Source organism: Rhodococcus sp. GB-02 (genome assembly GCF_053470465.1).
This window is the reverse complement of the sequence record NZ_JBPUKE010000003.1, coordinates 381,403-399,944: the sequence shown is the minus strand read 5'-3', so window position 1 is coordinate 399,944 and position 18,542 is coordinate 381,403. Positions and strand designations below refer to the sequence as shown.

General features: G+C 63.1%; 18 protein-coding genes. 11 read left to right on the top strand and 7 right to left on the bottom strand.

Annotated elements, in window-relative coordinates:
* The 4 genes from ACSW29_RS22215 to ACSW29_RS22200 all read left to right on the top strand — a co-directional run bounded on the left by ACSW29_RS22215 (position 1) and on the right by ACSW29_RS22200 (position 3,931).
* The gene (locus ACSW29_RS22215; RefSeq protein WP_448278319.1) at positions 1 to 834 is read left to right on the top strand and encodes an urea amidolyase associated protein UAAP1; all 834 of its coding nucleotides are present in this window, start codon (positions 1 to 3) and stop codon (positions 832 to 834) included.
* Positions 831 to 1,484: an urea amidolyase associated protein UAAP2 gene (locus ACSW29_RS22210; protein WP_347872683.1), complete on the top strand. Its 654-nt coding sequence runs from the start codon at positions 831 to 833 to the stop codon at positions 1,482 to 1,484. The genes ACSW29_RS22215 and ACSW29_RS22210 overlap by 4 nt, the downstream gene beginning before the upstream one ends.
* Positions 1,481 to 3,463: a 5-oxoprolinase/urea amidolyase family protein gene (locus tag ACSW29_RS22205; RefSeq protein WP_448278318.1), complete on the top strand. Its 1,983-nt coding sequence runs from the start codon at positions 1,481 to 1,483 to the stop codon at positions 3,461 to 3,463. The genes ACSW29_RS22210 and ACSW29_RS22205 overlap by 4 nt, the downstream gene beginning before the upstream one ends.
* A 102-nt stretch (positions 3,464 to 3,565) precedes the next feature.
* Positions 3,566 to 3,931: an AraC family ligand binding domain-containing protein gene (locus ACSW29_RS22200; protein ID WP_448278317.1), complete on the top strand. Its 366-nt coding sequence runs from the start codon at positions 3,566 to 3,568 to the stop codon at positions 3,929 to 3,931.
* Here the strand turns inward: ACSW29_RS22200 and ACSW29_RS22195 are convergent.
* Genes ACSW29_RS22195 through ACSW29_RS22180 form a run of 4 tightly spaced genes read right to left on the bottom strand, consistent with a single transcriptional unit; the run spans position 3,909 to position 7,476 of the window.
* Positions 3,909 to 4,691 (bottom strand): Fic/DOC family protein, encoded by a 783-nt coding sequence (locus tag ACSW29_RS22195; RefSeq protein ID WP_448278316.1) that lies wholly within the window; start codon positions 4,689 to 4,691, stop codon positions 3,909 to 3,911. The two genes, ACSW29_RS22200 and ACSW29_RS22195, sit on opposite strands and share 23 nt — an antisense overlap.
* Positions 4,688 to 6,121, bottom strand: a complete 1,434-nt coding sequence (locus ACSW29_RS22190) for a putative nucleotidyltransferase substrate binding domain-containing protein (protein WP_347872687.1) — start codon at positions 6,119 to 6,121, stop codon at positions 4,688 to 4,690. The genes ACSW29_RS22195 and ACSW29_RS22190 overlap by 4 nt, the downstream gene beginning before the upstream one ends.
* 50 nt (positions 6,122 to 6,171) lie before the next feature.
* The gene (locus ACSW29_RS22185; RefSeq protein ID WP_347873108.1) at positions 6,172 to 7,056 is read right to left on the bottom strand and encodes a DUF5995 family protein; all 885 of its coding nucleotides are present in this window, start codon (positions 7,054 to 7,056) and stop codon (positions 6,172 to 6,174) included.
* A 54-nt stretch (positions 7,057 to 7,110) separates the two neighbouring features.
* The gene (locus tag ACSW29_RS22180) at positions 7,111 to 7,476 is read right to left on the bottom strand and encodes a RidA family protein (RefSeq protein ID WP_230815501.1); all 366 of its coding nucleotides are present in this window, start codon (positions 7,474 to 7,476) and stop codon (positions 7,111 to 7,113) included.
* Between the two features lie 98 nt (positions 7,477 to 7,574).
* On the opposite strand from ACSW29_RS22180, the gene ACSW29_RS22175 reads away from it, so the two are divergent.
* The 4 genes from ACSW29_RS22175 to ACSW29_RS22160 are packed head-to-tail and all read left to right on the top strand — an operon-like array spanning position 7,575 to position 13,317.
* Entirely contained in the window at positions 7,575 to 8,612 is a 1,038-nt protein-coding gene (locus ACSW29_RS22175) for an Rv2578c family radical SAM protein (RefSeq protein ID WP_317827940.1), read from the top strand.
* A 38-nt stretch (positions 8,613 to 8,650) separates the two neighbouring features.
* Positions 8,651 to 10,072: a 3' terminal RNA ribose 2'-O-methyltransferase Hen1 gene (locus ACSW29_RS22170; RefSeq protein WP_448278546.1), complete on the top strand. Its 1,422-nt coding sequence runs from the start codon at positions 8,651 to 8,653 to the stop codon at positions 10,070 to 10,072.
* Entirely contained in the window at positions 10,069 to 12,612 is a 2,544-nt protein-coding gene (locus ACSW29_RS22165; protein ID WP_317827941.1) for a polynucleotide kinase-phosphatase, read from the top strand. Before ACSW29_RS22170 ends, ACSW29_RS22165 begins: the two co-directional genes overlap by 4 nt.
* A 36-nt stretch (positions 12,613 to 12,648) precedes the next feature.
* Positions 12,649 to 13,317, top strand: a complete 669-nt coding sequence (locus ACSW29_RS22160; RefSeq protein ID WP_317827942.1) for a class I SAM-dependent methyltransferase — start codon at positions 12,649 to 12,651, stop codon at positions 13,315 to 13,317.
* Here ACSW29_RS22160 and ACSW29_RS22155 read toward each other — a convergent pair.
* Complete coding sequence (locus ACSW29_RS22155) at positions 13,278 to 14,507, bottom strand: MFS transporter (RefSeq protein WP_317827943.1); 1,230 nt, start codon at positions 14,505 to 14,507, stop codon at positions 13,278 to 13,280. The genes ACSW29_RS22160 and ACSW29_RS22155 overlap by 40 nt on opposite strands.
* Before the next feature lie 70 nt (positions 14,508 to 14,577).
* Between ACSW29_RS22155 and ACSW29_RS22150 the strand changes: the two genes are divergently transcribed.
* Positions 14,578 to 15,633 (top strand): LacI family DNA-binding transcriptional regulator, encoded by a 1,056-nt coding sequence (locus tag ACSW29_RS22150; RefSeq protein WP_317827944.1) that lies wholly within the window; start codon positions 14,578 to 14,580, stop codon positions 15,631 to 15,633.
* Complete coding sequence (locus tag ACSW29_RS22145; RefSeq protein WP_317827945.1) at positions 15,630 to 16,253, top strand: hypothetical protein; 624 nt, start codon at positions 15,630 to 15,632, stop codon at positions 16,251 to 16,253. The genes ACSW29_RS22150 and ACSW29_RS22145 overlap by 4 nt, the downstream gene beginning before the upstream one ends.
* Positions 16,254 to 16,348: 95 nt before the next feature.
* Here the strand turns inward: ACSW29_RS22145 and ACSW29_RS22140 are convergent, their stop codons facing one another.
* On the bottom strand, positions 16,349 to 17,167 hold the full coding sequence (locus ACSW29_RS22140) for an AraC family transcriptional regulator (RefSeq protein WP_448278315.1): 819 nt from the start codon (positions 17,165 to 17,167) through the stop codon (positions 16,349 to 16,351).
* A gap of 91 nt (positions 17,168 to 17,258) precedes the next feature.
* Between ACSW29_RS22140 and ACSW29_RS22135 the strand changes: the two genes are divergently transcribed.
* Positions 17,259 to 17,630 (top strand): cupin domain-containing protein, encoded by a 372-nt coding sequence (locus ACSW29_RS22135; protein WP_230815509.1) that lies wholly within the window; start codon positions 17,259 to 17,261, stop codon positions 17,628 to 17,630.
* Here the strand turns inward: ACSW29_RS22135 and ACSW29_RS22130 are convergent, their stop codons facing one another.
* Positions 17,631 to 18,359: an HD domain-containing protein gene (locus ACSW29_RS22130; RefSeq protein WP_448278314.1), complete on the bottom strand. Its 729-nt coding sequence runs from the start codon at positions 18,357 to 18,359 to the stop codon at positions 17,631 to 17,633. It lies immediately after the preceding gene.
* Between the last annotated feature and the right edge of the window lie 183 nt (positions 18,360 to 18,542).

The window sequence follows — 18,542 nt, the reverse complement described above, 5'->3', positions numbered from 1 at the left end:
ATGACTACCCAGACCACCGCCGGAGCCCGCGAGCATGCCCGGTCCCAAGCGAGAACGATCACCGATTCCATGCCCGTCTTGCCTGCAACTCGTTGGCCGAACCCACCCCAGGACGTCGCCTCGAAGCGTCTGACCTGGGCTGAGACCGTACCGGGTGGGCGATACACGACGAAGGTTCTCTCCCGTGGAACGCGATTGCGACTTCGCGACATCGCTGGCAGCGCCTGCGCAAACGTCTTGCTCTACCGCGCCGACGCTCCCTGGGAGCGACTCAACGTCGCCGATACGGTCAAGGTTCCGTGGCAGGCCTATCTCGGCGTCGGGCACCCATTGCTCTCCGATCAGGGGCGAGTACTCGCGACCGTCGTCGCAGACACCTCGGGTCACCACGACGCGTTCTGTGGAACGACATCGCGCGCCACCAACGAGGCGAAATACGGTCAGGGTTCGTTGCACAGTGCCTCACCCGCCGGACGCGAACTTTTCACCGTGGCTGCCGCGAAGAACGGACTCGGGCCGCGGGACATAGCGCCTCCGTTGTCGTTCTTCCACGGTGTGCGCGTCGAGGCCGACGGCGCTCTCACCAGCACCGGATCCGCCGGAGCAGGTGCAACGGTTGACCTTCTGATCCACCTGCCCGTCATCGTGATGATCGCCAACACCGCACACCCACTCGACCCGGCGTCGGAGTTTCCCACCACGTCCCTCGAAGTCCTCGCGTGGAATGCGGCCGACGAACTCGACAGCCTTGTCGATCGCGGGCCGGAATATCAACGCGCAGTGCTCAATACCGAAGACGCCTGGACAGCTTCGAACCTGGAGGAGATCGCATGACCACCACTTTGGATGTCCCCGCCCTCGTTCCCGGAACGGTGATCCTCGACGAGATCGCTGACGCGTTCGGGCCGTGGTCAGCGCTCGTTCGTGCCGGCGACGTCCTGACCATCGTCGATCTGCACGGAAATCAAGCCGTCGACACACTCGTCTACGCCGGTGACGATCACAGCGTTCGGTATTCGGCAGCAGCGACTGTCGCCGCCCAGCGGAATCTGTTCCTGACCACAGGCTCCGTGCTCCGCAGTGACGACGGAACTCCGCTCATGACACTTGTTGCGGACGAGGTCGGAAACCACGACACAGTCGGCGGCGCGTGCTCTCAGGAATCGAACACGCTGCGATACGGCCACCACACCAAGCATCAGCACGCGTGCGTCGAGAACTTCCTCGTAGAGGGCGCCAAATGGGGGCTCGGTAAACGGGACCTGGTGTCCAACATCAACTTCTTCATGAATGTCCCGGTCGACCCCGACGGCACGCTCGGCATCGTCGACGGACTGTCGGCGCCGGGAAAGCGGCTCGCGTTGCGTGCCGAACGCGACGCGCTTGTCCTCGTGTCCAACTGCCCGCAGATCAACAACCCGTGCAACGGCTTCGATCCGACGGCAGTCCGCATGATCGTCACACGGCCGGGAGCGGACGAATGAACGCAAAGCTGACCATCGTGCGTCCTGGAATGCTGACGACGGTTCAGGACTATCCCGGACGGGTCGGATATTGGCAGATCGGAGTCCCACCATCGGGCCCGATGGACGACCTGTCGTTTCGGTTGGGAAACACCGCACTCGGAAATCCTGAAGGTGCTCCGGGAATCGAATGTGCAATGGCTGGACCTGCGATGACCTTTGACGAAGACACCACGGTGTGCGTCACAGGCGCCCCGGTGTCGGTAACCGTCGACGGCGTCACACACGGTCAGTGGCGACCGGTTTTCGTCCCCGCTGGAGCGGTGCTCGACGTCGGAACGGTCAGCGGTCCGGGACTGCGCATCTACGTACTGGTACAGGGCGGAATCGAGACCGACGACTATCTCGGCAGCGCCTCGACCTTCACCCTGGGTAGGTTCGGTGGACACGAAGGCCGGACCCTGCGTGCAGGAGACGTTCTCAAACTCGGACAGGCGACCGGCGCAGCGGGAGCTGTTCCCGCCGAGCATGTTCCGGCGATACACACGTGCTGGGAACTCGCGGTGACCGAGGGCCCGCACGGGGCACCGGAGTTCTTCACCCGCTCCGACATCGACACGCTGTACGCGACCGAGTACGAGGTCCACTTCAACTCCGACCGCACCGGAGTCCGGTTGGTCGGGCCGAAACCTGACTGGGCTCGAACCACCGGGGGCGAAGCGGGCCTTCACCCGTCGAACATTCACGACAACGCGTACTCGATCGGTGCCCTCGACTTCACCGGCGACACACCCATCCTCCTCGGACCCGACGGACCGAGCCTCGGCGGCTTCGTCTGCCCGATCACGGTCGTTTCCGCCGATCGATGGAAGCTCGGACAGTTGGCTCCCGGCAACAAGATTCGCTTCGTACCGGTTCGTGCCGAACGGGCGGCCTCGCGCCGTGACCTGGGAGTATCGCGTCGAGCCTCCAGTTCGGTTGTGCATTCCACCGGCGGTGACGGCGACGACGGCGTCATCGCCCGCCGCGACGGCGACACCCCGGTGACATATCGCCGCTCGGGTGACGACAACGTGTTGGTCGAATACGGCGACATGAATCTCGATCTGGCCCTGCGTGCGCGTGCACACGCGCTGCATCAGCGACTCGAACTCGAGAAACCGGCCGGACTACTCGATCTCACCCCGGGAATCCGCAGCCTGCAGGTCCGCGTCGACCCGGACGTCCTGCCCGTCGGCAAACTGATGGGAATGCTCGCCGAGGCGGAGGACACCTTGCCCGCGGCCAACGAACTCGTGGTGCCGAGTCGCACTGTACGGATGCCACTGTCGTGGGACGACCCGGCAACCCGCGAAGCGATCCAGCGGTACATGCACGGCGTTCGCGCCGATGCGCCGTGGTGCCCGTGGAATATCGAGTTCATCCGCCGGATGAACGGTCTCGAATCCGTGAACGACGTGTTCGACACCGTCTTCGGCGCCGAGTACATGGTGCTCGGCCTCGGCGACGTCTACCTCGGAGCGCCGGTCGCGACGCCGCTCGATCCGCGCCATCGCTTGGTCACGACCAAGTACAACCCTGCCCGCACCTGGACCCCGGAAAACGCCGTCGGGATCGGTGGGGCTTACCTCTGCATCTACGGCATGGAAGGCCCAGGTGGGTACCAGTTCGTCGGACGTACGACGCAGGTGTGGAATCACCGCCACCCCGCGAAGTCGGGCCCGTTCGAGGAAGGCACTCCCTGGCTACTGCGATTCTTCGACCGGATCTCCTGGTATCCCGTCGAGCCGGAAGAGTTGATGGATCTGCGCGCGGACACCGCCGCCGGCCGCGGCGGGGGAGTCGAGATCGAGGACGGAAGCTTCTCGCTGGCCGAGCATCAGGAGTTCCTCGCGTCGAACTCGCGTTCGATCGAGGAGTTCCGCGCGACGCAGTCCGTCGCGTTCGGGGCGGAGCGTCAGCGCTGGTCGGATGCGGGGGAGTTCGCGCTGCCCGGTTGATGGTCGAGTGCGCACCCTTTTCTCAGCAGTAAAGGTGTTCAGTCCGCGGTGGTTGTCATCGTTGGTCATTGTGAAGGTCGACGAGGTGAGCGACACTCAGACATGCGATTCGTGACACTGCCCCAAGGAAGCCTGGACGCCGACGAGTACGGCAGCCGGAACATCACCATGATGCAGCTCGCCCGTTCGGTGGACGGTGGAGAATTCAGGAGTCACTTCGCGTGGTGTCGGCCGAACAGCCTGTTGGGGAAGCATTCTGCGAACCTCTGGCAGTTGTTCGTCGTCGTGGACGGCTCGGGCTGGGTAGCCGAAGACGACGGTCGACGGGTCTCGATGGCGTCAGGCGAGGCAGTGTTGTGGAGCCCCGGCGAGATCCACGAGTCCGGTTCGGATGACGGGATGCTTGTGGTGATAGTGCAAAGCGGCGCTCCGTTCACCGGGCTCGTCAGCGAGTCAGAGCGCGATTGAACAGATCGATGAACGGGCGAGGCGACGGGGTCCCGGTGGGCCGGAAAGGCGCAGAATCCCTCGACGCGGATTCCCACTCGGTTCTGCTCACCCGCGACAAGTCGAGCTGATACCGGGTGTCGGCGGCGAGTCGATGCAGGAAGAGGGTTCCGGTTCGCCCGTTTCCTTCCCGAAACGGGTGGGCATGATTGAGCGTCGAGTACACCGACGCGAGCGCGAACGACGCAGCGCCCTGATCGAGCGTGGCCCAGTCGACGGCGGCGATGATCTCTTCCACCTCGGACAGGTAGTTCCGGATCGCGGAAACCGGAGCAAAGGTGGCCGCGCCCTTCCTGATGTCGACGGTTCTGATGTAGCCGGCCCACTGGTACAGGTCTTGGAAAACATGCTGGTGAAGGAGTAGAAGTTCGACAGTGTCGCCTGTGTGCGGTACCAGTTCGCCTCCGAGATGTGCCTCGCCCAGGCGCAGTGCAGTCGCCGCAAATTCCAGCGACTGCAATGCCGCGGGATCTCGTACGTCGAAGTTGTTCTTGAGTACCGACGTACCGCGATAGACGTACGGCGCTGATCGCCGCCAGCGGATCCGCGGGGGAATCGCTGACGAGAGGCCGACGGCCCGCGCCAACTCCTGCTCGAAATACTCACGCCGAGAAAGCATCCCGATCAGGAAGGCTTCGAGTTCCGCGATCTGCTCATCGCTCGGATCCCAGCCTTCGAGCCGTTCCGCGGCCAGAACCTGTTCGAGCGCAGTGCGATTCACGGGTCGATGTCGGGTAGCGCCGACGCGGACGCGGCGTACTCGAGGCGTCGCTGCACACCTGCTACCTCGCGCACCGCGTTGCTCAGCAAGCTGCGTGAGAGCGGTGTGAGTTCGGAAATCACGACCTCATCGGTTGGTGGCCTACCCGCGGAGAACTGATCGGTCTGGTGGCGGACGCGAATCTGCTGCAGCACCTCGAAAGACTCGATCAGCACCTGGGCGTCGTCGTCGAGTAGAAAACCGCTCCCCGCTGCAGCCTTGAGTCGTTCGAGCGTCGAACTCGTGCGGGCGCCCACGGAAATCCCCGCCCATCGAGCGATGTTCACGATGGGTTGGACTGCGCTGGCCTTGAGGTCGACAGTTCCGGTCCGACGCGTCATCACGTCCTTGAATGAATGAAGTTTTGCCTTGTCGCCGACCGCTTCGCGAAGTAGTACACGCATCACGGCCGGATGCAGTCTCAGTTGATCCAACGCTGCAGGGCGAGGATCCAGCGCCGGGTCGCCCGCGACGACGCGGGCATCCGCCAGCATCGACAACATGACCAGCGCTTGGTCCTGGTACGGATTGGAGACCCATTTGCGCAGCGCAGTGCGCCATTGTGGCAGCGTTCGAGCAAATCTGGCCTGGGTGGCGACGGCGTTCTTGGTGTCTCGCGGGAACCCACAGAGATCGAGGATGTCGTGGATGCGCTTCGCCGCGTCGGCACCCTCGTGATGGGATTCACCGCCCCACACCAGCGCGCTGTCGATATCCGAAGACGGGAGCGCTTCACGCCGCGCGACGCTGCCGAGCGAAAGCCACGCGAAATCCGGTCGTTCGTCACCGCCAACCACCAACTCTATGGCTCGCCTGACTGTGACGTCGATCAGCACGGCGAGCGTCGCGCCGATGTCGAGCGGTGAGACCCGCGACGCCACCAACTCCGTCACCAGAACCGGTACGGCACGGGCGGTTTCGATGAGGTGCGCGTCGTCTTCCGCCGTGGCGAGTGCTGCTCGCAGTTCGAAACCCTGATTGGTGGCCGAAGTCAGGAGGTCACTGAGTTCGAGCACACCCATCAACGTGCCTGCATCGGTCACCACCGGGAGATGGCGTAATCCGTACTCGAGCATGTCGGTAACCGCGTCGGCGCCCAGTCGATCAGGGTCGACTGTCACCGCAGACGGCGTCATCACCGTCGAAACCGGCTGATTGCTGTCGACGCCACCGACTACCACGCGAGCTCGCAAGTCACCTTCAGTGAAGATTCCGAAACCGGTTGTCTCCGTCGGGATCACAACAGCGCGGCGTCCCGCGTCGGTCATCAACTTCGCGGCCTCACGGATGGTGGCCTGTTCGCTGCAGACAATTGCGGGTCCGCGCAACAGGTCTCGTACCCGGCGCATGGCGGGACTCTGCATGCCTTGCCCCGCCGAGTGCCCAGTCATGGGGTCATTGTCTCAGGTGTGTCCGTTTCAGGTCGGCAGAGGGTGAGAAGTCACAGACCGCCGAGTCGTGCGAGTACGTCGAGCGCCGAATCCGTGGTGCGCCAGAGTGCGTCGATCTCCTGCTCGGCGCCAGGACGGGTCTGCGGATTCTGGAGGGCGAACCCGTTGGCAAGTGTGATGGTGTTGTATCCGCTGTCGGCTGCGCGGAGCAGCAGTTCCGAGGGCTGCGAGTTTCCGGCCAAACGGTCGAGTCCTTCGCCGACGAAGTAGAACCGCCAGAGCGGCCCGAGGTCTGCGTCGTATTCGGCCTTGGTGAGGGTCACGATCGAACCACCCTTGACGGCAATGGAATCGACGATCTTGTAGAAATCGGGAACATCCTCCGCAGTGGTTCCGGATGTGGCGACGGCATGAGCGAGGTCGACGGTGAGGTGCGCGTTGTAGCCGGCCATGGCGACCCGCGCGGGACTGGCGCCGCACTGACGCGTCAGAGTGAAATAGTTGCTCCACGCCGGATCGGTGGGGGTACCCGTGAACTCAGCGTGGACGTTCACCAGGTACCTGCGTAGCAATTCATAGCTGACCGAATGGGCCCATTCGTCATTGTCGAAAGCTGCGGGATCTCGCTGCAGCGGCATTACCGCCTCATGCTCGACAGCATCGAGGCCGATAGAGAACAGGCCTCGCCAATCGTGGTGTGAGACGAGGATCGACGTGATTTCCCGATGACGTTCGACAGCGGTCTCGAGGCGAGGTAGTCCGGCACCGTTCAGCGTCGTCACATCGCTGAGTTCGGCAATCCGATCCACCTCGGCATTGCTCAGCGGGCTGCCGCAAGCCGTCGAAAGACTCTCGCCCGGATCTGCGAGTGCAGAACCGGGCGAGAGGAAAGTGACGGTGATGCCGAGCGCGAGCGTCAACGGATACAGCCGCATCGGTTTCATCGGCTCAGACTAGGCGCCCACTGTCACAAACGTTCGGATTGGTGATCAGCTGATGACCGCGTCGGCCTCGATCTCGATGAGCAGAGCGGGGTCGATCAGCGAGCTGACCTCGAGGATGGTCGTGGCGGGACGAATCTCGCCGAACACTTCACCGTGGGCGAGAGCAGCCTGCTCCCACTGCGTCATGTCACGAAGGTACATGCGAGTGCGGATGACGTCGTCGAGCGAGGCGCCGGCCTCGGCAAGTGCTGCCTTGATCGTTTCGAGCGCTGCGCGTGTCTGATCGGTGAGGGTCTCACCAGGAGCGGTGGTGCCGGATACTGCGATCTGGTTGCCGATGCGCACGGCGCGGGAGTAACCGATCTTGGGTTCCCATTCGGAACCGGACGAAATATTGATTCTGTTCGACATGCACCGAATTCTGCCAACAGCTTCCCGGCCGTGGTGAGGCACGGTCGGGTATTTGCTCCATCTTGACATACCTTAGAACAAGTGTTCGACTTGGGGCTATGAGGTGGTCGGGTCAGGCATTGGATGCAGATGACGGAGCGCTACCCGGACTCGAACGGGCCGGGTTGGTTCGCTCCGTGCAGACTCCGGAGTTCGAGGGAATCACGTTTCACGAGGTGCTCTGCAAGAGCGCGCTCAACAAGATGCCCGAAGATTCGACGTTGCCGTTCAGCTTCACCGTCAACGCTTTTCGAGGTTGCTCACATGCCTGCCGATATTGCTTCGCGAGACCGAGTCACGAGTACCTAGACCTCGATGCGGGCGCGGATTTCGACTCCCAGGTGGTCGTGAAGACGAACATCGCCGCGGTGCTCCGCAAGGAGTTGGCGCGAAAGTCCTGGAAACGGGAGGCGGTGGCACTGGGCACCAACACCGATCCCTATCAGCGAGCCGAGGGGCGATACCGCTTGATGCCCGGCATCATTCGCGCGTTGACCGAATCGGGAACTCCCTTCTCGATCCTGACGAAGGGAACTCTGCTGCGACGGGATCTGCCACTGTTGAAGATGGCGGCGGCGCAGGTCGACGTCGGCATCGGAGTGTCGTTGGCGATCAACGACGCCGCACTTCAGAAGCAGATCGAGCCTGGTACCCCGTCGCCGCGGGCGCGCCTCGAGATGATCCGCGCCATCACCGACGCGGGATTCGCGTGCAATGTGATGGTGGCGCCGGTCATTCCGTTCCTCACCGATTCCACCAGTCACCTCAACGGTCTGTTCGAGGCACTGTCCGAAGCCGGTGCGACGAGTGTGACAGTCTTCCCGATGCACCTGCGCGGCAGTACTCGGGGGTGGTTCATGAATTGGCTTGCTCAGGAACATCCGGCACTCATCCGTCGCTACCGCGAGCTGTACGGGCGAGGCGCGTATGTCACTCCCGAATACAAGCGTTGGCTCGCAACCCGCGTCGAGCCACTGGTCGAGCGTCATGGGTTGGGTGGTCGTTCGGAGCATCGAGACGTCAATGCATCTGGCAAGCAATCGCGCGAGGCGCCGCGTGAACTGGTGGGTGCGGGAGCAGCTCTTACCTTGTTCTGACTGCTGCGGGGCGCGTAAATCGGAGGCGCTCCGGACGTCTGCCGGGCTACATTCGCCTGGTGCTACTCACACTGACGTCCACCCCGACCTCGCAGACTCCTGATGCGACTGCGTTGAGCTACCTGCTGCACAAACATCCCGACCGAGTGCAAAGCTTCGACTTGGCGATCGGTACCGCCACGGTTCTGTACTCGGAGGCCTCGGACGAAAAGACCACTGTGGCAGTGATTGTGGACGTCGACCCCATCGAACTTGTGCAGAGTAGGTATCGACGCGGCAAGAGTGGCGACAACTTTTCGCTGGGGGAGTACGTCAACGATCGACCGTATGCGGCGTCGTCCATACTCTCGGTTGCTCTGTCGAAGCTGTTTCGCACCGCGTTGACGGGAACGTGCAAGTCGCACCCGGAACTCGTCGGAGCCGAACTAGCGTTGACCGTCTCGATTCCGGTGGTTCCGTGTGGCGGCGATGCGGAATTGCCTCGTCGGCTGTTCGAGCCGCTGGGCTGGGACGTGACCGCGATACCGGTGCAGCTTGATCCGCACCTACCGACGTGGGGAAACTCCGACTTCGTGTCGCTGACACTGACCGGGGAACACACGGTGCAGAGTGCCCTACGGCACCTCTACGTGCTGTTGCCCGTCCTCGACGATGTGAAGCACTACTGGGTGGGACCTGACGAGGCAGACAAATTGATCCGCGTCGCTGGAGAGTGGTTGGCGTCGCATCCGGATTCCGCGCTGATCATGTCCCGCTACCTGGCTCGTCGACGCGACCTGGTCGAATCGGTGGTCGATCGACTGATTCCCGAACAGGCCGAGGCGCAGATCGAAGCACCGAGACCGGATCCGCCGCTGGCACGCCTTCGCGTCGACGCAGTTTTGACGACGCTTCAGCGACTGCACGTGAGAACAATTGTCGATATCGGTTGCGGCGAAGGTAAATTGCTCGAGGCGCTGATGCCGCACGCTCGATTCGACAAGCTTGTCGGCGTCGATGTGAGCGCGCGCGAACTGACACGGGCGCAACGCAGATTGAAGTTCACCGAAATGTCCGACGTCCAGCGTGAACGTGTGTCTTTGATGCAGTCGTCCGCGACGTACCGCGACGCACGCTTGAAAGGCTTCGACGCAGCCGTGCTGATGGAGGTGGTCGAGCACGTCGACACGGCGCGCCTGCCGGCGCTGGTCAGATCGGTCTTCGTGGACGCAGCACCGCAGTATGTGCTGCTGACTACTCCGAATGCCGACTACAACGTGCTGTATCCGGCATTGGCGGGAGAGTTCAGGCACCCCGAGCACAGGTTCGAGTTCTCCCGAACCCAATTCCGCGACTGGGCAACCGAAACGGCCCGAGCCCACGGCTATTCCGTGGAGTTCGAATTTATCGGAGCAATTGATCCGGTCCTCGGCGGGCCGACACAGATGGCAATCTTCACGAAGGAGGCACGAACGTCATGACGGTGTACGAGATTCCAGATCTCGCCCTAGTAGTACTCATCGGCGTCAGTGGCTCGGGAAAGTCGACCTTTGCAGCGCGCCACTTCGGTGAGTACGAAACCCTCTCGAGTGACACATTCAGAGGGTGGGTCAGTGACGATCCGAACTCACAGGAGTCGACGTCCGATGCTTTCGAAGTGCTGGAGTTCGTCGCGGCCAAGCGTTTGCGACGCGGACGCCTCACGGTGGTCGACGCGACCAACGTCCAGCCCGCTGCGCGCAAGCGACTCGTTGCGTTGGCTCGCGAGCACGACATACTGCCGGTGGCAGTCGTGCTCGATGTTCCGGAATCGGTCTGCTCTGCACGAAACGACGCACGCTCTGATCGGACGTTCGGACGCGACGTGATTCGCCGCCAGCACCAACAGTTGACTCGCTCGCTCCGCGGGTTGGGTAAGGAAGGTTTCCGTTCGGTTCACATCCTCAGAGGTGAGGACGCGGTTTCCGAAGCCGAATTCTCGCGTCGCCCGCTGCGCAGCGATCTGCGTGTCGAGCGTGGCCCGTTCGATGTCATCGGCGACATCCACGGATGTCGAAGTGAGCTCGAGAGCCTGCTCGCGAAACTCGGCTACACCGTCGACTACGGGGCCGATGGCGGCGCTGTCGATGCCGTGCCGCCGGAAGGGCGAACTGCCGTCTTCCTCGGCGACTACGTGGATCGAGGTCCGGATTCGGTCGGTGTGCTGCGTCTGGTCATGGGGATGGTCGCGGCGGGACATGCGATAGCGGTTCCGGGTAACCACGAGAACAAACTCGTCAAGGCGCTGCGCGGTAAGAAGGTCACGCCGAGTCACGGACTCGCCGAGACCCTCGAGCAGATGGCCACCGAGTCGGCGGAGTTCCGCGAAAGCGTCGTCGACTTCTGTGACGGTCTCGTCGCACACCTCGTCCTGGACGACGGCAAACTCGTTGTCGCGCACGCCGGTCTCAAGGAGGACTACCACAACAGGGCGTCCGGCCGAGTCCGAAGCTTTGCGCTCTACGGTGAAACCACCGGTGAGACGGACGAATTCGGCTTGCCAGTTCGATATCCGTGGGCGCAGGACTACCGAGGATCAGCCATGGTCCTCTACGGTCACACGCCGGTGCGCGAGGTGGAATGGATCAACAACACCGCGTGCCTCGACACCGGGTGCGTCTTCGGTGGATCCCTCACCGCTCTTCGATACCCGGAACGAGAGATCGTGTCGGTTCCGGCGGAGCAGGTTTGGTACGAGCCGGTGGTGCCGCTGGCTCCGCCGACTCGCGATCCGGACGTGCTCGATCTCGCCGACGTCCTCGAAACGACCGGCGTTGACACCGAACTGCGCGGGCGAGTGTCCGTTCGCACCGACAACGCTGCCGGCGCCTTGGAAGTGATGAGCCGATTCGCGGTCGCGCCGCAATGGCTGCGGTACCTACCGCCGACCATGGCGCCCTGCGCGACGGCCCAATCCGATGATTATCTGGAACACCCGTCGACCGCGTTCGACGCATACCGGGCCGGCGGAATCGGAACAGTGATCTGCGAAGAGAAGCACATGGGTTCGCGGGCAGTGGTGCTCGTGTGCCGTGATCGATCGGTTGCTCAGTCCCGCTTCGACGCACCGGATGCGCTCACCGGGATGGTGCACACCCGCACCGGCCGCCAGTTCTTCGACGACGAGCTGACTCAGAAGTTGGTCGACGACATCGCCGCCGCAGTCACCTCCGCTGGGTTGTGGGAAGAGTTGGGCACCGACTGGCTGCTCCTCGACTGCGAACTGTTGCCGTGGAACGTCAAAGCAGAACGTCTGCTGCGCTCGCAGTACGCGTCGGTCGCGGCGGCGGGACGAACTGACCTCGCCGCCCGCGAGGCAGTGTTGGCGCAGGCCGGTTCGCGGGGTCTGGACGTGGCGGAAATGTTCGAGCAGACATCGGTCCGGGCCGCGAGTATCGAGCGCTTCGGTGAGGCGTACCGGCGGTACGTGTGGCCGACGAACGGACTGGACGGCGTCACCATCGCGCCGTTCCAGATTCTGGCGACCGAGGGCCAGTCGTACGGGGAACGGGATCACGAATGGCACCTCGGTATTTCGGACCGCCTGGCCGCGGCCGACCCGAGTCGATTTACCACCACACGTCGCCTGGTCGTCGATCTCGGTTCCGAAGACTCGGTGTCCGAAGCGACGAAGTGGTGGGAGTCGCTCACCGGTGACGGTGGTGAGGGGATGGTCGTCAAACCGCTGGCGAATCAGATTCACGGACCGCGGGGGTACAACGCGAAGGTTCAGCCGGGGATCAAGGTCCGCGGCCGGGAGTACCTGCGATTGATCTACGGTGCCGACTACCTCGAACCGTCGACGCTTGCGAGATTGCGTAACCGCAACCTCGGACACAAGCAGTCGATGGCGCTGCGCGAGTACGCGCTCGGCATGGAGGCGGTATCCAGGCTCGTCGACCGCGAACCGCTGTGGCGAGCGCACCAGGCCGTGTTCGCGGTGTTGGCTCTCGAATCGGAGCCGGTCGACCCGCGGTTGTGACGGCCGGTGCCCGGGCTCGGATTGATACCGTCGGGTATGGGTGTGATTGCGCGCTTGGACGGTTTCAACCGGCGCCATCCGTGGAGTCACAACGATCACTACGGCCGGTGGGTTCTACGTAATCTGCGCGGGGTCAGGTCCGGTCGCGCTCTCGACGTGGGGAGCGGGACCGGCAATCTGATCGACCTCTTGCGTCGGCGGTTCGACGTGGTGGTCGGTGTGGAACCCGACCTGACAACGTCGGCCGCCGTGCGCGCAAGGTTTGTCGACGACGAGAACGTGATCATCGAAGCACGGCGGATCGAGGACTTTGCATCCGAGGCGAAGTACGACGCGATCACGGTCGTCGCAGCGTTGCACCATCTTCCACTCGAAGAATCGATGAAGCGGCTGAGTGGCCTGCTCGAACCAGGCGGTCGGCTCGTCGTAGTCGGGTGTTATCGATCGACGACAGTGACCGACGGACTCCTGTCGGTGTTGGCGGCCGTCTGTAATCCCGTCGTCGGCGTCGTCAAGCATCGACAGGTTGCGGTGGAGCAACTGAAGCCGATGACGGCTCCCACCGCGGAAGCAGGTGAGTCGATGGCTGACATCCGGCGCGCGGCCACCCGGTATCTGCCAGATAGCCGGATCAAGAGGCGACTGTTCTGGCGCTACACCCTGATCTACGACGCGAGGCTGGCTGCCGCGTCGGTGGGGGAGTGAGTGGACCGCTGCGGTTCGCGGGGAAATGCGCGTCGGCCGAACCCGACAATCACCAACGAACCGATCATCAAAGCGACCCCGATTCCCGCGAGATGCGAGATTCCACCACCGTCGACGACAGCGGCGCCGAGCAACGCCCCCGTCGCAATCGCGATCTGGAACACGACCACGTAGACGGCCGAGGCGCGGTCGGTCCCGATCGGGACGGCACGCAGAACCGAGGACTGTAGGCAGATCGGAACGGTGGTGAACGCCGCGCCCCACAAGATCGTGGCGACAACTGCGAACGCTCCCATCGAGGGCGCCAAGAGCCAGAAAATGGCCAGCGCGCCTGCCACCGTCGCTATCGAGATGAGCGTGAAGAGGCGCGGTCGGCGGTCGTAGTACTTGCCGGCGACCCACACCCCGACGGCGCCGGCGGCGCCGTACACCAGAAGCATCGCGGTACGGACGCCACCGGACGAGCCGAGGCTTTCCTCCACCAGAAGAGTGAAGAACGTGTACGACGCGAACTGCCCCAGGGCGGCAAACAGCGTTGCCGCGCAGATGACGGCGAGTGCCCGTTTCATCGCCGGTGTCGTCTTCGGTTTGTCTCGCTTGTTCCGATGCCGCTGATCGACCGGCATTTCGGGCAACGCACGATGCAGTGAAAAAGCGATGATCACTGCCACCACACCGATTGCCGCCGACGCGGTCCGCCAACCCCAGGACTGGCCGATTGCCGAAGACAGGGGACCTCCGAGAACAAAAGCGAGAGACGTGCCGGCATACACCATCGCGATGGCCTTGCCCTGCTGTCCGCGCGGAACCAGAGTCGCTGCGACCGGCGCAACCACTGCCCAGAACACGCCGTGCGTCGCAGCGCAGAGCAACCGACCGATCACCAGCATCGGATAGTTGACGGCCAACGCCGCGACCAGTTGCGACACCGCGAGGGTGGCCACGGTCAAAACGACGACGCGTCGGCGCGGCCAGGTTTTGACCGCTCCGATCAGCGGAAGCGTCAAGGCCGCGACACCGTATGCGTAGAAGGTCAGCAGTAGGCCGACACGCCCTTCGGTGACGTCGAGGTCTGACGATATTTCGCTGAGCAGTCCGACGGGGAGCATTTCGGCCGTTACGTAGGCGAAGGCTGCTCCGGCCAGTGTCATCAGCCGTAGCGTGGTTGCCTTCGGCAGTCGAGCAGTCATGTTGTGTAACGATACATGTATCGATACACACCTGCGCAATGGGTATTTTGCACTCGCTATGCTGATGCTCATGGCCATACGTGCGCAGCGTTCGAGTCGACCGACGATGGCCGACGTCGCCAAGGCCGCAGGCGTGTCGGTGATGTCGGTGTCGTACTCCTTCGCGCAGCCCGAGCGCGTGTCGGAATCAACGCGGGCCAAGGTGTTCGCCGCTGCCGAAGAGCTCGAGTACGCGGGCCCCAACCGGGCGGCGCAGTCCTTGCGGAGCGGCAAATTCAACAACATCGCGGTCGTCTTCAGCGAGAAGCTGACGTACGCCTTCGAAGACGCAGTAGCCCGGCGATTCCTCTCGGGAGTCGCCGACGCCTGCCTGGACGCGAATGCTGGATTGATGATGCTGCCGAACTCGGGGAAACCCGGAGACGTCGACAGAGTTCGCGACGCGGCAGTAGACGGTTTTGTCGTCTGGACCACCGTCTTCGACGATCCCATCCTCGACGCGATTGTCGGCACCGGCAAACCCGCATGCATCCAGGGTGGGCCGTTACACGAGGGTGTGGATCTCGTCGGGATGGACGATGTTGCCGGCGCCGTTGCGATCGCGGTAGTCGGGTTGTCGGGGGCGCAGCGGCCCGCGGTGATCAGCCTTCCGTGGGATCGTGAGCTTCGGTCCGAGATTCGGATGGACGTGGTTTCAAGTGAAGCGTTCTTTCCGGTATCCCGGCATCGGCTCGAGGGTTACGAGCGCGCCGTCCGCGACGCGGGCCTCGATTGGCCCTCGGTGCGGGTGGGGGTCGTCACCGTCAACGAGCGGAGCGAGGGTGCGCGGATGGCTCGGTCCCTGCTCGACGTTCCCGAGAGCCGAAGGCCCGATGTCATCTTGGCGATGAGTGACGAACTGGCTCTGGGGGTTCTGGACGCGATCCGTGAACTCGGCCTCGCCCTGCCCGACGACGTCGCGGTCGTCGGGTGGGACGACACCGCAGCCGCATCCGAGGCCGGGCTGACCACGGTTCGCCAGTCATTGTTCGATCAGGGACGCAATGCAGCTCGCGTGGTTCTCGGGCTCGACGATGAGGTGGACCCGGTCGAGTGGTCGGTGCGTCGGCGAACCTCGACGCGATGATCAGCCCGGTAGTCGTCGACGGTCTGCGTCTTCGGTGGTTTGTCTCTCCTGAATTGGGGGAGACGGTCCGTTGGGGGCTCGCGTGGAATGCCGACCGCGCGCGGCGGTGGGCGGTTGCCGAGCCGGCGTGGGCGTTGACCGCGGAAGTGCGCGTGAGTTCGAAACCGTTGATGTGGAGACTGCCTCGCGACGGCACCGATGTCCGGGAGCCGGAACAACCGGCGATCGGTCGCGCCGGTGCTCTGCAACTCAAGTTCAATGCCGACCCGCCGGTGCCTTCTCGGATCGACGTCACAGGTGCGTTGCAACTAGTTGCCGGAACGGCTCGTGACGACCCGAACGCGCGTCAGGCGTGGATCGATTTCGGCGAGGATGCCGCCACGACCGGAATAGTTCGGCGCCTGCGGCTCATGTCGTTGGAGTCCGCCATGCTTCCGGACCCGAAGATTCCGCACGGCACAGATTGGGGTTGGGCTACGAGGCAGTTCGTGCCTGGCTCCGAGCGCTTCTACGAGTTGGCCCGTGCACCTCGTGCGTTGCGCTCGTATCAGCTGACCGATCGTGAATGGGGGCGGCGGCGCGAGGACTTCTTGCTGGTCGACCTCGAGACGGCTGCTTGATCGCTGCGACCTGACACCGTTTTCTTTCAGTGCACACAGGCTCCAGCTGACTGGAAACAGTGTCTGCTCGATGAAACCGGTGCCAAGTGCTGTGGCTAGCGCGCTCCGCCGGCCACGTTCAGTGCGTACCTGCCGGGTGGCGCCCCGACATGCTTGACGAAGTGCCGCGACAGGTGGGATTGATCGTGGAATCCGACGTCGACGGCCACGTCCGCAAATTCGCGCCCGGCCAGGATTGCGCGTCGTGCCAGATCGATTCGGCGTCCCGTTACGTACTTGTGAGGCGGAAGCCCGAAATGCTTCGCGAAGTTCTTGATCAGATACGTGGGGTTCCGCTGCAGAATGCTCGACGCTTCTCGCATCGTGATTCCCGTTGTGAGTCGCGCATCGAGTAGCTCTCGAAGTTGATCGGCAACGCGGTCGTCGACGGTGGGAGTGTGACGGACTCGATCTGCGTGCGGTGAGAGGATCTCGTTCAATCTTTCACCGAGCAACCCTAGGCGACTTTCGGCCTCGAGTGAGTCGCCGTGCGGACCGAGTGCAGAGTGCAGTTGATCGATACGGTGGCGCAGCAGGGGGTCGCGAATCTCAGGGCTGTCCACCGCCGGGCCTATCAAGTCCTCGCCGAGAACTGACGTTTCGAGGTACAGGATTCGTTGCCGAAATCCGGCCTCGGTGACCGGGACTCCGTCGTGCGCGATGCCGGGCGGCAACAGAGTCACGATCTCAGGGGCCGCTCCGTGTGCTCGGTGGTCGAGGTCGTATGCAATCGTTCCGCGGTCGACGAGCATGAGAGACCACTGATCGTGCGTGTGTTTGGGATAGGCGTGTCCGACGAAATCGGCATGGAAGACCTCGGTGATTCCCTCGAGTTCCGGTGCCCACGCGGTGATGTGTGCGCCGTGTGGATCCATGTCAGAAACGTACAAGACGCACCGTCCTGGGGTGACGAAGAGTGGTGCGGGTTCGTCGTCGCAGTGATGGCGAGCCGGAGGAAGGAACACCATGGACAGTTCGGCAACAGCGATATCGCTCCGCGAGAAGTTCGGTCAGTTCACCGAGCACTGGTCACCCAAGAAGATCGCGTCACTCAATGACTACGAGATCAAGATCGTCAAGATCAAAGGAGAATTCGTCTGGCACACCCACAGCGACACCGACGAAATGTTCCTGGTGACAAAGGGGCAGATTCGAATCCAACTGCGCGACGGAGATGTTCCGCTGGGGCCCGGCGAACTGTTTGTCGTACCTCGCGGAGTCGAACATTGTCCCATCGCCGAAGAGGAAGCGGAGGTGATGTTGATCGAACCCGTGGGCGTGGTGAATACCGGGAATGTCGGAGGATCACGAACCGCGGTGCTCGAGGACTGGACGTAGCTACCGGCTCTTCCAATCCAGGGGATTGGTTCGCAACGGCAGTGCCATGCCCGATCTCCAGAGCGTCGCCGCGCGAGAGAGCGGGCGGAGCTTGACCTCGCGCCGCATCGACTGTGCGAACTCGTCGGTGAACCCTGTTCGTGGGTACTCCGCGATTGCTGCATCAACAGCTGCTCGGGATACTTCGGGCGCACGTCGACCGGCAACGTCGAAATGTGCTGCGGCGTGCAGCAGATAGGCGTCGGCGTCCGCATCGCGATCGACAGTCAGATCCATGTGCAGACGGATCGCGTCGCCGATTCGCTGTACCGACCTCTCCGAAGTTCCCACTCGGGTCGCGAGTTCTTCCGCGTCTGCGGCGCTGATGGAGGTGAAAAACCCGTGCGCGGTCGATCCCTCTGCGCCCAAGCCGACATCGTGAAGCGCGCACGCGGTGAAGAGATCTTCTGGGTCGTACTCGATCGCATCGATCTGCGCGAAGACGTCGGCCCAGATCCAGCAGCGCAAGCTGTGGTTCAAGACCGCGGGGGAGAGGGAGCCTTTGGCGTGATCGAGCGCTTCGGTGCACAGCTTGGTGTCGGGGAGTGGGCGTTTGCGCAGCTCGAGTGTCCGAGTGGGGTAGCGGCCGAGCCGGAGTCGGAGCATCGACGGAGTACTCATGGCCTGCGCAGCAGCCGCGCGGGCCATGAGTTGCATCTGCTCGAGGGCGGTCAGCTCACCGGGGCGCATCGAATTCCTGTCTTGAGGTAGGGGGCAGCTGGATACGAATCTAGTTGCCAGATACAGCCCTTCGCCTAGGTGTAACATCTGTCGACGACGGAAACAACGAATTATCCGAATAATGTCAATCCGTTTGCTCCATCCAACGATCAAACCAATTCGGAAATCTCGCCGCCCACATCGATAAAGTTT